Annotated in this window: 12 protein-coding genes and 4 tRNA genes; 8 read left to right on the top strand and 8 right to left on the bottom strand. The window is 25.1% G+C overall.

Translation table 11 applies throughout. From position 1 onward, the window contains the following. Positions 1-61 precede the first annotated feature (61 nt). The gene (gene dnaG / locus D9V64_RS00285) at positions 62-1,801 is read left to right on the top strand and encodes a DNA primase (protein WP_158366253.1); all 1,740 of its coding nucleotides are present in this window, start codon (positions 62-64) and stop codon (positions 1,799-1,801) included. Between the two features lie 125 nt (positions 1,802-1,926). After that, positions 1,927-3,783 (top strand): RNA polymerase sigma factor RpoD, encoded by a 1,857-nt coding sequence (gene rpoD, locus D9V64_RS00280; protein WP_158366252.1) that lies wholly within the window; start codon positions 1,927-1,929, stop codon positions 3,781-3,783. A gap of 109 nt (positions 3,784-3,892) precedes the next feature. On the opposite strand, the gene cysE is transcribed toward rpoD, so the two are convergent. The 7 genes from cysE to argC all read right to left on the bottom strand — a co-directional run bounded on the left by cysE (position 3,893) and on the right by argC (position 10,311). Next, positions 3,893-4,720 carry a serine O-acetyltransferase gene (cysE, locus tag D9V64_RS00275; protein ID WP_158366251.1) on the bottom strand — a complete coding sequence of 276 codons (828 nt, stop codon included), beginning with the start codon at positions 4,718-4,720 and terminating at the stop codon, positions 3,893-3,895. A gap of 57 nt (positions 4,721-4,777) precedes the next feature. Next, the gene (secB, locus tag D9V64_RS00270) at positions 4,778-5,233 is read right to left on the bottom strand and encodes a protein-export chaperone SecB (protein WP_158366250.1); all 456 of its coding nucleotides are present in this window, start codon (positions 5,231-5,233) and stop codon (positions 4,778-4,780) included. Between the two features lie 35 nt (positions 5,234-5,268). After that, positions 5,269-5,718, bottom strand: a complete 450-nt coding sequence (locus D9V64_RS00265) for a rhodanese-like domain-containing protein (RefSeq protein WP_158366249.1) — start codon at positions 5,716-5,718, stop codon at positions 5,269-5,271. Between the two features lie 130 nt (positions 5,719-5,848). Next, positions 5,849-7,228: an argininosuccinate lyase gene (argH, locus tag D9V64_RS00260; RefSeq protein WP_158366248.1), complete on the bottom strand. Its 1,380-nt coding sequence runs from the start codon at positions 7,226-7,228 to the stop codon at positions 5,849-5,851. Between the two features lie 53 nt (positions 7,229-7,281). Beyond that, entirely contained in the window at positions 7,282-8,490 is a 1,209-nt protein-coding gene (locus D9V64_RS00255) for an argininosuccinate synthase (protein WP_158366247.1), read from the bottom strand. A 27-nt stretch (positions 8,491-8,517) separates the two neighbouring features. Further along, positions 8,518-9,291, bottom strand: coding sequence for an acetylglutamate kinase (gene argB / locus D9V64_RS00250; RefSeq protein ID WP_158367245.1), 774 nt, complete (start codon positions 9,289-9,291; stop codon positions 8,518-8,520). A 15-nt stretch (positions 9,292-9,306) separates the two neighbouring features. After that, positions 9,307-10,311 carry an N-acetyl-gamma-glutamyl-phosphate reductase gene (gene argC / locus D9V64_RS00245; RefSeq protein ID WP_158366246.1) on the bottom strand — a complete coding sequence of 335 codons (1,005 nt, stop codon included), beginning with the start codon at positions 10,309-10,311 and terminating at the stop codon, positions 9,307-9,309. A 158-nt stretch (positions 10,312-10,469) separates the two neighbouring features. Between argC and argE the strand changes: the two genes are divergently transcribed. Further along, positions 10,470-11,615 carry an acetylornithine deacetylase gene (gene argE, locus D9V64_RS00240; RefSeq protein WP_158367242.1) on the top strand — a complete coding sequence of 382 codons (1,146 nt, stop codon included), beginning with the start codon at positions 10,470-10,472 and terminating at the stop codon, positions 11,613-11,615. Positions 11,616-11,638: 23 nt separating this feature from the next. Here the strand turns inward: argE and metF are convergent, their stop codons facing one another. Beyond that, positions 11,639-12,520: a methylenetetrahydrofolate reductase gene (gene metF / locus D9V64_RS00235; RefSeq protein WP_158366245.1), complete on the bottom strand. Its 882-nt coding sequence runs from the start codon at positions 12,518-12,520 to the stop codon at positions 11,639-11,641. 113 nt (positions 12,521-12,633) lie between these two features. Between metF and murB the strand changes: the two genes are divergently transcribed. From murB to D9V64_RS00210, 5 genes are all read left to right on the top strand, one after another. Then, positions 12,634-13,686 (top strand): UDP-N-acetylmuramate dehydrogenase, encoded by a 1,053-nt coding sequence (murB, locus tag D9V64_RS00230; RefSeq protein ID WP_158366244.1) that lies wholly within the window; start codon positions 12,634-12,636, stop codon positions 13,684-13,686. 135 nt (positions 13,687-13,821) lie between these two features. Then, positions 13,822-13,894: transfer RNA gene (locus D9V64_RS00225), tRNA-Thr, on the top strand. A 12-nt stretch (positions 13,895-13,906) separates the two neighbouring features. After that, positions 13,907-13,988: transfer RNA gene (locus D9V64_RS00220), tRNA-Tyr, on the top strand. A 13-nt stretch (positions 13,989-14,001) separates the two neighbouring features. Then, positions 14,002-14,073, top strand: a tRNA-Gly gene (locus D9V64_RS00215). Between the two features lie 12 nt (positions 14,074-14,085). After that, a tRNA-Thr gene (locus tag D9V64_RS00210) sits at positions 14,086-14,158 on the top strand. Positions 14,159-14,291: the final 133 nt, after the last annotated feature.

Raw genomic sequence — 14,291 nt, 5'->3', positions numbered from 1 at the left:
ACATATAAAAAACTAAAAACCGTTCTGTTACAAGAACGGCATTATATCAATAAAAAAATATATGTCTGGGAAAATACCTAAATATTTTATTAACGATTTATTATTTCGAACTAATATTGTTGATCTTATTAATACAAGAATAAAATTAAAAAAAAACGGTAAAAATTATCAAACTAATTGCCCTTTTCATGATGATAAAACACCATCATTTACAGTTAGCTATGAAAAACAATTTTATTATTGTTTTGGATGTAATATACATGGAAATGCAATTGATTTTTTAATAAACTATGAAAATTTAACTTTTGTGGAAAGTATTGAAGAACTTTCTCTAATACATGGACTTTCAATACCTTTCAAAAAAAATACAATATCTGAAAAAAATAATTATTTTAAAAAACAAAAATTATATTTTTTAACAGATCAAATGTCTAAATTATATCAAAAAAATATAATATCAACTAATTCCGCACTTGAATATTTAAATAACAGAGGAATTAGTAGAGATATGATGCAACTTTTTTATATTGGATTTTCAAATTTTGATTGGGAGGGATTCTCTAAAAAATTAAATATAAAAAAAGAACTTGAAAAAGAATTATTGATTTATAAAATTATTTATATTAACAAATATAACAAAATTTATGATCCATTTCAAGGTAGAATAATATTTCCTATACATGATAAACATGGAAGAATTGTTGGATTTGGTGGTAGAAATATAAATAATACTTTTCCAAAATATATAAATTCTACTGAAACAAGTATTTTTTTTAAAAGTAAACAAATTTATGGATTATATCAAGTAAAACAACAAAACTTACATCCAAAATATTTATTAGTAGTAGAAGGATATATTGATGTTATTATGCTAACACAAAATAAAATTGATTATGTAGTTTCATCTTTAGGCACATCAATTACAAAAGAACATGTAGAAATACTTTTCCAAAATACTGATACAGTTATATATTGTTATGATGGTGATAACGCAGGTAAAAATGCTGCTTGGAGAACTTTAAAAATTACATTACCATATATTTCGGATAAAAAAACTGTAAAATTTATTATATTACCTGATAATGAAGATCCAGATACTATCATCAAAAAAGAAGGAGCTAAAAAATTTCAATTACGTATTAAAAATGCTCTTGCAATGTCTAAATTTTTTTTTAAAAATATTTTAAAAGGAGTAGATTTATCGTCTAATGAGGATAAATTTTACTTAAGTGCACGTGCTTTACCTTTAATAAACTGTATATCTAGTGATACAATACGAATTTATTTAAGACAAATATTAGCAAGAACAATAGGCATTGTAGATGATTATCAATTCGAAAAATTTTTATATCAAAATAAAGAAAAAAATAAAAATATAAAATATAAAAACAAACAAACTACAATGCGAATTCTTATAAGTTTACTTATTCAAAATCCGAATTTATCAAATTTAGTAACTTCAATAAAGAAATTTAAAAACTCTAAAATTAAAGGAATTACTATTTTTTTAGAAATTTTAAAAACATGTTCAGAAAATCCACATTTTAATACTGGTCAATTATTAGAATTTTATAGAAACAGCAAAATAATTAATATTTTAAAAACTCTATCTACATTAGATCACATGATAATTGAAGAAAAAACTCAAAATATGTTTTTAGATTTGTTAAACAATATATATAGGAAAGATCTTGAAAAAAGACAAGAATATCTTATTTCTAAAGAAAAAATTAATGGACTTACAATAAATGAAAAAAAAGAAATTTGGTCTATTAACAAAAGGTTAAAAAATATTTCATAATATTTTATATTATTCATGAACATTATCTTATAGTACATCTTAAAACTAAAAAAATTCTATTCATTCATTTTTGACTAAAAAGTCAATTAATATTTATTATATCAACAAAATTTGGATATTTTCTTATGGAGCAAAACCCAAAGTCACAACTTAAGCTGCTTGTTACACATGGTAAGGAGCAAGGGTATTTAACCTATGCCGAAGTTAATGATCATCTTCCAGAAGACATTATTGATTCCGAACAAATCGATGACATTATTCAGATGATTAATGATATGGGAATTCAAGTCGTTGAAGAAGCACCTGATGCAGATGATTTGATTTTAAATGAAATAAATACAGATACAGATGAAGATGCAGTAGAAGAAGCTGCACAAGTTTTATCAAGTGTTGAATCTGAATTAGGAAGAACAACTGATCCTGTTCGTATGTATATGCGGGAGATGGGAACTGTTGAACTACTCACAAGAGAAGGTGAAATCGATATAGCAAAAAGAATCGAGGAGGGAATTAATCAAGTTCAATCTTCAGTATCAGAATATCCTGAAGCTATTACTTATCTTTTAGAACAATATGATAAAATTAAAACTGGTCAAATAAGATTATCTGACATAGTAACAGGATTTGTTGATCCTAATATAGAAGAAGTTTTACCTATTAACAATATTCATATCGGATCTGAAATTTTAGATGAAATTTCTACTAACGCAGTACTTGATCAAGATGAGGAGAGTGAAGATGAAGATAATCAAGAAGATGATGAAGAAAATAGCATTGATCCAGAATTAGCAAACGAAAAATTTTCTGCTTTACGTGCGCAATATACTAACACAAGTAATACAATTAAAATTAAAAATAGAAATCATAAAGATTCAATATTAGAAATTTATAATCTTTCAGAGATTTTTAAACAATTTAGATTAGTTCCAAAACAATTTGATCATTTAGTTAATAATATGCGTTATATGATGGAGCGAGTTAGAAAACAAGAAAGAATTATAATGCAATTATGTGTCGAAGAATGTCAAATGCCTAAAAAAAATTTTATAAAAATTTTTTCTGGGAATGAAACAGATATAGATTGGTTTATAAAAGAAAAAAATTTAAATCAGCCTTGGTCTAAAAAATTAAAAGAAATTGAAGAAAAAATTTTTATAAGTATAAAAAAATTAATTAAAATCGAAAAAGAAACAGGTTTAACAATTGAAGAAGTAAAAGATATTAATAAAAGAATGTCTATTGGTGAGGCAAAAGCTAAAAGAGCAAAAAAAGAAATGGTTGAAGCAAATTTACGACTAGTTATTTCTATTGCTAAAAAATATACTAATAGAGGATTACAATTTTTAGATTTAATTCAAGAAGGTAATATTGGCTTGATGAAAGCAGTTGATAAATTTGAATATCGCAGAGGATATAAATTTTCAACTTATGCAACTTGGTGGATCAGACAAGCAATTACTCGATCTATTGCAGATCAGGCACGAACAATTCGAATTCCTGTTCATATGATAGAAACTATTAACAAATTAAATCGTATTTCTAGACAAATACTTCAAGAAACAGGTCGTGAACCCACACCTGAAGAACTTTCTGAAAAAATGTTAATTCCTGAAGATAAAATTAGAAAGGTTTTAAAAATAGCTAAAGAACCTATATCTATGGAAACTCCTATAGGTGATGATGATGATTCTCATTTAGGTGATTTTATAGAAGATACCACATTAGAACTTCCACTTGATTCAGCTACATCAGAAAGTTTAAGATCAGCAACACATGACGTTTTATCAGGTCTAACTGCTCGTGAAGCTAAGGTACTTCGCATGCGTTTTGGTATTGATATGAATACTGATCATACTTTAGAGGAAGTAGGAAAACAATTTGACGTTACTCGTGAAAGAATAAGACAGATAGAAGCAAAAGCCTTAAGAAAACTACGTCATCCAAGTAGATCAGAAGTATTGCGTAGTTTTTTAGATGATTAATGTTATATATTACAATCAAATAGTCAAAAAATAAAACTTCTGTAATAAATAATAATAACATATAAATTATGTTTTTAATAAAAAGCAGGAGTTTTAATTTAAATTATATTTAAATACCATCTCCGTATTGAAATTGTTCTGTATAATCTAAAATATTATTTTGATTTTCTGAATAAAAAGAAGTTGTATTATCAAACTTTTTTACAATTCTGGCCGGAACTCCAGCAACTGTAACATTTGATGGAAAATTTTTTAAAACTACTGAGCCAGCACCTATTTTTGTTTTAGAACCAATTTCAATATTACCTAATATTTTAGCTCCTGCACCTATACTAACTTTGTTTCTAATTATTGGATGCCTATTTTTACTATTATTTTTACCTGTACCCCCTAAAGTCACAGAATGTAGAATTGAAACATCATCTTCTATAATAACTCTTTCTCCAATAACAATACCAGTTGCATGATCAAGCATAATACCAGAACCAATAGATGCTGCAGGATGAATATCAACTGCAAATATAGTAGAAATTCTGCTATGTAAATATGTTGATAAAGAATATTTTTTTTTATTCCAAAGATAATGACTAATTCTATAAGATTGTAGTGCATGAAATCCTTTAAAATACAAAAAAGGAACTAAATAATTATTTGAAACTGGATCTCTTTGTAAAATAGCTTTTAAATCTTTAATAACTGTATTCAACATAAAGAAATCATCTAAATATATTGCATTAAAAATATTTTCTATACTATTTTTAGACACCATTGAAGTAGATAATTTAGTCGATAATATATAACTTAAAGAACTACTTAATTTTTGATGTTTTAATATATTTTCATCATAAAAACTTGATAAAATTGGTTCTTCTTTCGATGCAATTTTAGCTTCATGTATAATTTTATTCCATATATTTGAAATTTTTATAAAACACATAGTTTTTCCTTGAAATAGAATCTTAAATAAATTATTTATTATAAAATATTTAAAATATTAATTTATGATAACATCATCTTTTTTGAATTTTTTATGTTTATTAAAAAAATGATCAAAATTAATAGGTACGAGATTTAATTGTGGAAAACTTCCATAAGTAACTAAAGTAGATATACATGTTCTAGCATACGGGAATAAAATACTCGGACAATATGAACTTACACAATGTCTTAATTCTTGTTCATTCAAATTAGAAATAAAAAATACACCCGCTTGATGAACATCACACAAAAAAACTAAATCTTTTTCACTTTGAACAATTACTCTAACTTTCAAAGTAACTTCAAAAACATTTAATTTTAATTCTTTAACGTCTGTGTTTATATTAAATTTCATATTTGGTATACATTCTTTTTCAAAAATTTGAGGTGTATTAGGTGCTTCAAAAGAAATATCTTTTACATAAATACGATGAATTAAAAATACTTGTTCTTTTAACTTTTCTTTTGACATAAGATGTTCCATAATTTCATATTGAAATTAATATTTTATAATTTTTTAAAATTATTATTTTTATTTTTAATAGTAGGAAGATTTTCTAAAGTCCAAGTATTCATCCCATTTTTTAATACATAAATATCATTTATTCCATTGTCAATAAATTTTTTAATATATTTATTATTATTTGATGAATGTATTATAAGGATAATAGGAGTAATAATAGACAAATTTAATTTTTTAATTTTTTCACAAGAAAGATCTTTTAACGGAAGATGAATTGCATTTAAAATATGACCTGTATTATATAATTCTAAAGATCTTGTATCAATGATATTTGCATTTTTTTTATTAATTAATTTTATTGCATCAAAATTATTAATAATCTTTGCTTTCAAATAAAATTGTTTAAAAATTAAAAAAATAATAATATTTAAGAAAAAAAACCACATGCCACTAAGTACTAAATTATTAGATATAAAAAATAATATATTATTCATAGAAAATCCTATTTTTTATAAATTTAAATAATTGTATATTTAGATAATATTAATTTCGGCATTTAAAAAAAATTTAAATGCCTTTAAATATAGAATTTAAAAATTACTATTTTACTTTTGTATAAAATAATTACACTATATTTAATCGAATTTTTTCTTTTATAATTTCTTGTTCAACTTGACTGAATGCAACCCCACCTTTTGATTTACGTTTTTTAATACATGCTTCTAAAGTAATATGACTATATATATCGTTTTCAATAAGATTGCTATATAATTGAAATTTAGATAAATCCAAATCTTTTAAAGCTTTATTGTCATTTATAGCTTGTAATACAATTTTCCCAGATATATGATGCGCTTCTCTAAAAGTAACTCCTTTTTTTACTAAATAATCTGCAACTTCTGTAGCATTAGAATAACCTTTTTCTGCCGCTTGATAACAAGATAAACGATTTAACTTTATGTTATTTAAAACTAAATTAGCAATAGATAAAGAATTATTCCAAGTTTTAATTGCATCAAAAAGATTTTCTTTGTCTTCTTGCATATCTTTATTATAAGATAACGGTAAAGCCTTTAAAACAACTAAAATAGAAAGTAAAGATCCATATACACGTCCACATTTACCACGTATGAGTTCTAAAGGGTCAGGATTTTTCTTTTGAGGCATTAATGATGAACCTGATGTTATAGAATCAGATAATTCAATAAAATTTGATTCACTAGAATTAAAGAAAATTAAATCTTCAGAAAATCTTGATAAATGCATCATGCTAATTGAAGCTGAAGATAATAACTCTACAATATAATCTCTATCCGAAACACTATCTAATGCATTGTTTGTAGCACAACTAAAACCCATAGATAATGCTAATTTTTCACGATTTATATTCCAACCTGTACCAGATAAAGCACCTGATCCTAATGGACTAATATTTAATCTTTTTAAAGTATCTTTTAAACGATCAAAATCACGTTTTAACATTTCTACATAAGCCAAACACCAATATGCAAAAGTAATAGGTTGAGCACGTTGTAAATGAGTATATCCGGGAATTATAACATCATGATATAACTCAGCAGTTAAAATAAAACTTTTCTGTAAATTTAAAATATTTTCTAATAAAATCTGAATATTGCTTTTGCACCATAATTTTAGATCAGTTGTAATTTGATCATTACGACTTCTTCCTGTATGCAATTTTTTTCCTAATTCTCCTACTTTTTCAATTAGATTTACTTCTATCCAACTATGAATATCTTCACAATCACTTTGAAGAATAGATTCTGGATTTTTATAAATTTCTTCTTTTAAAGAAATCAATGCAGTTTCTATTCTTTTTTGCTCGTTTTTAGTTAAAACTCCAGTTTCAACAAGAGATTTAGACCAAGCAATTGAAGCAAATATATCTTCTTTAGCTAAAATATAATCAAATGATAAAGAAGTATTAAATTTTTTAAATAACTTATTAGATTCATCAAGGAATCTTCCACCCCAAAGCGACATATATTTTCTCTGATAAAATTAATCAATTTGATAATAACTATTTATTTCAAAAATTATTTTAACTTATTTAAAGCACGGATTCTAGAAGAAAGAGAAAATAAACGAATAAATCCTTCTGCATCTGAATGTTTATAGACTTCATCTTGACTAAAAGTCGCATATTCTTCAGAATATAGTGAATTTATAGATGCTTTTTGAACAGCAGTTACACTTCCTTTATATAATTTTAAAACGACTTTCCCATTTAATGAAAGCGCTAATGCATCAGCAGCACATTGCAATGATTCTCGAACAGGAGTAAACCAACGACCATCATAAACTACCGAAGACATTTCTAGACCAATTTTTTCTCTCCAATGAAAGCTTTCTCGATCTAAAACTAATTGTTCAATAGCTCTTAAAGCAGTATTAATAATTGTACCGCCTGGGGTTTCATAACAACCTCTAGATTTAATTCCAACAATTCTATTTTCAATAATATCTACTCTTCCTATACCATGATTAGAACCAATTTTATTTAATTGATTAATACATTGTAAGGGATCAACATTTTCATTATTAATAGAAACTACAAGCCCTTTATCTATATGCAATAAAATGTATTCTGGTTGTTCAGGAGCATTTTCTGGTTCTACAGTCCAATTCCAACAATCTACATTACTTTTATTCCAAGGGTTTTCAAGTAAACCACCTTCTGTAGAAATATGCCAAGCATTTTCATCTTTACTATAAATTTTTTCTAAAGTAGCTGTAGTAGGGATATTTTTTTTATTCAAATAATCGAGTAATGATTCTCTTGAGTTTAAATTCCATTGACGCCAAGGAGCAATTACTGTAAGCTCAGGAGCTAATGCAGCATAAGCCATTTCAAAACGAACTTGATCATTACCTTTTCCAGTAGCACCATGACATAAAAATTTTGCTCCAATATTTAAAGCAAATTCTACTTGTTTTTTGGCTATAATAGGTCTGGCCAAAGCTGTACCTAATAAGTAAGTACCTTCATATAAAGCACCAGTTTTTAGGATTGGAAAAACATATTTTTCTATAAATTCACCTTTTAAATCAAAAACATGACAACTAGATGCACCGGATTGCAAGGCTTTTTCATTAATACCATTTAAATCATCTTGTGATTGACCTATGTCTGCAACAAAAGCAACAACATCAACTTTATAATTTTCCTTTAACCAAGGAATAATTGCAGAAGTATCTAATCCACCTGAGTATGCTAGTACAACTTTTTCAAAATTTCTTGTCATTTTTAAAATACCTGTAATTTAATTAAACTATGCTAATACTCGTGTCCCAATATTTATACCATTAAACAATAACTTTAAATCTTCTATATTTTGCCAACTAGCTATATCTACGGAACGATTTAATTTTTTAGATGCATCTAAAGCTGCATTTACTTTCACAATCATACCATTAGTAATAATTCCTTGAGAAATCAATTTTTTAGATTGAATATTATTGATTTCTTTAATTCTTTGTCCTTTACCATCTAATATTGAACTAATGTCTGATAATAAAATTAAATTAGCTTCTAAAGTCCTTGCTAATGCTGTTGCAGCTAAATCTGCATTTACATTCATTAACTCACCATCATTAGTAATACCTATAGAACTAATAATTGGTAAAATGCCTTGCTCAAATAAATTCAACAAAAAAATTGGGGATCCAGGTTTAACTTTTCCTACATGTCCTAAATCTTTATCTAATATTTCTATGTTTGTACTCAATCCATCAGATAAGCATAGTCCTACAGCATTAATTTTATTTTTTAATGCCCACGCTAAAAGAATTTTATTTGCTGTTCCAGCTAATGCACCTGTAATAATATTAATATGTTCAGAAGGAGTAATTCGTAAACCATTTTTTTTATTCACTGGTAACGATAATTTATTCATTAAATTGTCTATTAATCGGCCTCCTCCATGAACAATTAAAATGTTTCTTTTATTAGACTTTTGATAGTCATAAATCGCTTGAAATAAACCCATCATTGAATTTTTACTTTCTAACAGAACTCCACCTAATTTAATAACTAATGGATTAATCATTAAAATACCTCGTTAAATAATTGATTCTATTTCAGAAAATCCAAAACGAATATTAAAACACTGTATTGCTTGAGCAGCTGCGCCTTTTAATAAATTATCTTCAGCAGTCACAATAACAAGATATTTATTATCAATAGTAAATCCAATATCACAAAATGGTAACTTTACTATTCCTTTAATACTTGGAAGTGTATTTCGATATATTCTTATTAATCGTTTTTCTTTATAAAAAGTATTATATATATCATATATATCAGATAATTTAAGATTTGTTTTTAATTTGCATGTAATAGTTGCAATAATACCCCTAGAAAATGAACCTAAATGCGGTATAAAAATAACTGGAACACCTAAATGTTCTATAATTTCTGGGGTATGTCGATGAGTAAAAATATTATATGGAGATAAACTCACTTCGCAAAAACTATTATGAATATTAGGATTTTTACCAGCTCCACTAACACCACTAATAGCATTAATTACAGGAGGATACGATTTAGATAGTACGCTTGATTCTATTAAAGGTTTTAATGCTAATTGTATACAGGTAGCATAACAACCTGGAACAGCAATTATTTTTGCTTCTTGAATTTTTTCTTTATTCCATTCAGCCAAACCATAAACAGATTTTCTTAAAATATTTTTATATTGATGAATAAAACCATAATATTCTAAATAAACATCAATATTACTCATTCTATAAGCACCAGATAAATCTATAATAACACAATTGTGTTTAATAAAAAAAGGTACTAAATTATGGCTAACTTTGTGATCTGTAGCTAAAAATACAACATCTATATGTTCTTTAACCAAGCTAAAATTTTCAATAGATTCAAACGACAAATTTATAATATTTGTATATTCAGGATGTAAGTTGGAAAATAATTTACCTATATTAATACTATCTTTAGAAACAAATATCTTTATTATTTTAGCAAATTTATGACGATTAATATAATTAACTAACTCTGCTCCAGAGTATCCACTAGCACCAACAATTAAAACATTTAACATAAATTTAAAAACCTTAAAATAAAAGATCATTTAAAAAATTAATTAACTAAATTATATAAATAAAAAACCATAATAAACTTATTTTTTATTTTATTCATCTTTTTACTTTATAAATGATATATGTTTTAATATAAAAAATTTTAATGAATATTTCAAAAATGAAAAGAAAGATACCTTCTTTTATCAAAATATATGAATCGTTAATTAAAATACCTACTATCAGTAGTGAAAATAAATTAATAGATCAAAGTAATAAAATTTTGATTGATTTATTAGCAAATTATTTATCAGAATTTAATTTTTCAATAAACATACAAAATATACCCAATACAAATAAATTTAATATGATTTCTTCATTTGGAGTAGGACCTGGAGGTTTATTATTATCTGGTCATACAGACACTGTTGACTACGATGAAAAAACATGGACTAAAGATCCTTTTAAATTAATTGAAAAAAATAATAAAATATATGGATTAGGTACAGTAGATATGAAAGGATTTTTTGCTTTTTTATTAGACGTTATATCTTCTATGAACATGAAAAAAATTAAAAAACCACTTTATATAGTTGCTACTGCTAATGAAGAAACTGACATGTCTGGAGCAAAATATTTTTCTCAAAATACAAATATTACACCAGACTGTATTATTATTGGTGAACCAACATCTTTAAAACTTGTAAAAGCTCATAAAGGTCATATTTCATATACAATTGATATTATTGGTGATACTGGACATTCTAGCAGTCCTAATGGTATTAATAGTATTGAAATCGCATATGAAATAATCAAACAATTAATTGATTTGAAAAAATATCTACAAGAAAAATATTTACATAAAGATTTTTCTATCGCGTATCCAACAATGAATTTTGGTTCTATACATGGTGGTAATGCAGTTAATAAAATTTGTTCATTATGTAGCATAACTTTAGAAATACGACCTATACCAAAATTAGGATTAAAAAAACTTGAAATATTATTAAAAGAAAAACTAAAAAAAATTAAAAAAAAATGGCCAAATCGAATTTTTTTAAATAATCTTTTTTTTCCTGTACCCTCATATGAACTATCTAAAAAACATGAACTACTAATAAAAAAAATAGAAAATTTCTGTAATATTGAGTCTACAACTGTAAATTATTGTACAGAAGCACCATTTTTAAAAGAAATTGCACCTACATTAATTTTAGGACCAGGATCAATTGAACAAGCACATCGTCCAAATGAATATTTAAATTGTGAATTTATTGCTCCTACAAAACATATTATAAAAAAATTAATAACAAAATTTTGCTATTAAAAAAAATAGTATAATTTAAGATTTTATAAACCAAATAACCGGCATATAGAATATATTACTTCTGCTTGATTCAAAGTATAAAAATGAAAATTTTTTACACCTTCTTTAAATAAAATGTTTACAATATCTATTGTTATACTTGCACCTATAATTTTTTGAGTGACTAAATCATTGGTTAATCCATCAAAAATCTCAAACATCCAATATGGAATACTAACATTAGTCATATTAGCAAATCGTTTTAATTGTTCAAAATTGTAAATCGGTAAAATACCAGGTATAATTTCAACATTTATATTATATTTAATACAACTATCTCGAAAACGCAAATAACTTTCGGTATTAAAAAAAAACTGAGTAATAGCTCTATTAGCACCTGCATCTACTTTCTTTTTTAAATTTAAAATATCAGATTGAGCATCTTTTGCTTCTGGATGTATTTCTGGATACGCTGCAACAGAAATATCAAAATCAGCTATTTTCTTTAATAAAACAACTAAATCGTAAGCATGCATTTTGTGTAAATGATTTTTATTATTAGAATCACCTCTTAATGCAAATATACTTCGTATGCCATTATTCCAATAATATTTTGCTAATTTTTTTAATTCATTTGGTGTAGAATCAACACAAGTTAAATGAGGAGCTGTTGTAACACTTGTTTTTTCATGTATTTGTTTTACAATTTTATATGTTTTTTCACGTTCGCCACTATTTGCTCCATAGGTCACAGAAAAAAAAAATGGCCGTAATTCATTTAATTTCATTACAGAAGAAAATAACTTGTCTTCTAAATGTATATTTTTAGGCGGGAAAAACTCAAAAGAACACTGTACTAATCTATTCAAACTATTTAATTTTTGATCAATAATATCTTGATGATATTTGTTTTTTAAAAAACTCATTTTAAAACTCCATTAAATTGTTTTTATTTCATATAATATCACAAATAAATATACAACTTTTATATTGAAAATAGAATATCTTTAATCATTTGAATGATATTTAAGAAATTTATATGAATAAAAATCGAATTTATCAAAAATCTTTAAAAGATTTAAATACATTCTCTATAGATGTAATAGCAAAAAAAATTATTTTTGTCAGAACTATTCAGTCATTAATTAAAATTTATAAAAAATGTAATTTATTTAACATTCCTTATATAATCTTAGGAGAAGGTAGCAACGTGCTATTTCTAGAAAATTATAAAGGAATAGTTATTATTAATAGAATTAAAGGAATTACAGTAAAAGAAAAAAAACATTCTTGGTTATTACATGTTTTTTCAGGTGAAAAATGGCACGATTTAGTTAAATATACATTAAGAATGGGATTTTTTGGATTAGAAAATTTAGCATTAATCCCAGGTTGCTTAGGATCTGCAGCAATTCAAAATATTGGTGCATATGGTTTAGAATTTAAAAATATATGTCAATATGTTGATATTATTTGTTTAGAAAATGCTAAAATAATAAGAATTGAAAAAAAATTATGCAAATTTTCTTATCGTGATAGTATTTTCAAATACAAATATAAAGAAAAATATGCAATACTTGCCGTTGGTATAAAAATATTAAAAAAATGGAATCCTATTATTTTTACATCACTTCTAAAAAATATCAATATAAGTAAAATAAATCCTTATAGGATATATAATAATATTTGTAAAATTAGAAAAAAGAAATTACCTAACCTTAATAAATTAGGAAATGCAGGTAGTTTTTTTAAAAACCCTGTTATTTCTAAAAAAGATGCAAAACAAATTTTATCTTTATATAGTAATATACCATATTATTCACAAATTAATGGATATATAAAAATTTCAGCTGCTTGGTTGATTGAAAAATATAATTTCAATAATATTCAAATTGGAGATGCAGCTATTTATAAGAAACAAAAACTTATATTAGTTAATCTAAAAAAAGCAAATCCAAGAGACATTTTAAAATTAGCAAAAATAATACAAAAATCTATTTTAAAAAAATTTAAAATATGGTTAGAACCTGAAATAGAATTTATTAATTCTTTAGGAAAAATAAAATTATTAAATAAAAAAAATAATTTTTAAATCTACTAAAGATTATATTTATTAATTGTTTAATTTAATAATTATTTTTGAAAAAACTTGCAATAAAAATAAAAAACATATAGTATTAAAGAGCAAAACGTATTTAATTTATTTTAAAAATAATATTTAAATAAAGCCGGCTTAGCTCAGCAGGTAGAGCAACTGACTTGTAATCAGTAGGTCACCAGTTCGATTCCGGTAGCCGGCAAAAGATCATCAAGGTGGGGTTCCCGAGCGGCCAAAGGGAGCAGACTGTAAATCTGCCGTCTAAGACTTCGAAGGTTCGAATCCTTCTCCCACCAAAAATAAAAAAATGCGGACATCGTATAATGGATATTACCTCAGCCTTCCAAGCTGATGATGCGGGTTCAATTCCCGCTGACCGCTAAAAAAATTACTGCTGATATGGCTCAGTAGGTAGAGCACACCCTTGGTAAGGGTGAGGTCCCCAGTTCAATTCTGGGTATCAGCATTGAATAAAAATTAGTAAACAATCAATAAATAATATTCAATCCAAAAAAATCTCACCTAATATTTAAAATTTTCTAAACTCCAAGATTAATAATCTCTAAAAGATGTTTATATTTCAAAATATTTTTTAAAAT

This window comes from Buchnera aphidicola (Aphis nerii) (assembly GCF_005083105.1).
GTDB lineage: Bacteria > Pseudomonadota > Gammaproteobacteria > Enterobacterales > Enterobacteriaceae > Buchnera > Buchnera aphidicola_AS.
This window is presented reverse-complemented; position numbering and strand designations above follow the sequence as displayed.

Coding starts and splice junctions, on each gene's coding strand:
- argH (WP_158366248.1), bottom strand. CDS start 7,228: ATGTCGCTTTGGGGTGGAAGATTCCTTGATGAATCTAATAAGTTATTT.
- metF (WP_158366245.1), bottom strand. CDS start 12,520: ATGAGTTTTTTAAAAAACAAATATCATCAAGATATTATTGATCAAAAA.
- argC (WP_158366246.1), bottom strand. CDS start 10,311: ATGTTAAATGTTTTAATTGTTGGTGCTAGTGGATACTCTGGAGCAGAG.
- cysE (WP_158366251.1), bottom strand. CDS start 4,720: ATGTGTTTTATAAAAATTTCAAATATATGGAATAAAATTATACATGAA.
- murB (WP_158366244.1), top strand. CDS start 12,634: ATGAATAAAAATCGAATTTATCAAAAATCTTTAAAAGATTTAAATACA.
- D9V64_RS00265 (WP_158366249.1), bottom strand. CDS start 5,718: ATGAATAATATATTATTTTTTATATCTAATAATTTAGTACTTAGTGGC.
- rpoD (WP_158366252.1), top strand. CDS start 1,927: ATGGAGCAAAACCCAAAGTCACAACTTAAGCTGCTTGTTACACATGGT.
- secB (WP_158366250.1), bottom strand. CDS start 5,233: ATGTCAAAAGAAAAGTTAAAAGAACAAGTATTTTTAATTCATCGTATT.
- dnaG (WP_158366253.1), top strand. CDS start 62: ATGTCTGGGAAAATACCTAAATATTTTATTAACGATTTATTATTTCGA.
- D9V64_RS00255 (WP_158366247.1), bottom strand. CDS start 8,490: ATGACAAGAAATTTTGAAAAAGTTGTACTAGCATACTCAGGTGGATTA.
- argE (WP_158367242.1), top strand. CDS start 10,470: ATGAAAAGAAAGATACCTTCTTTTATCAAAATATATGAATCGTTAATT.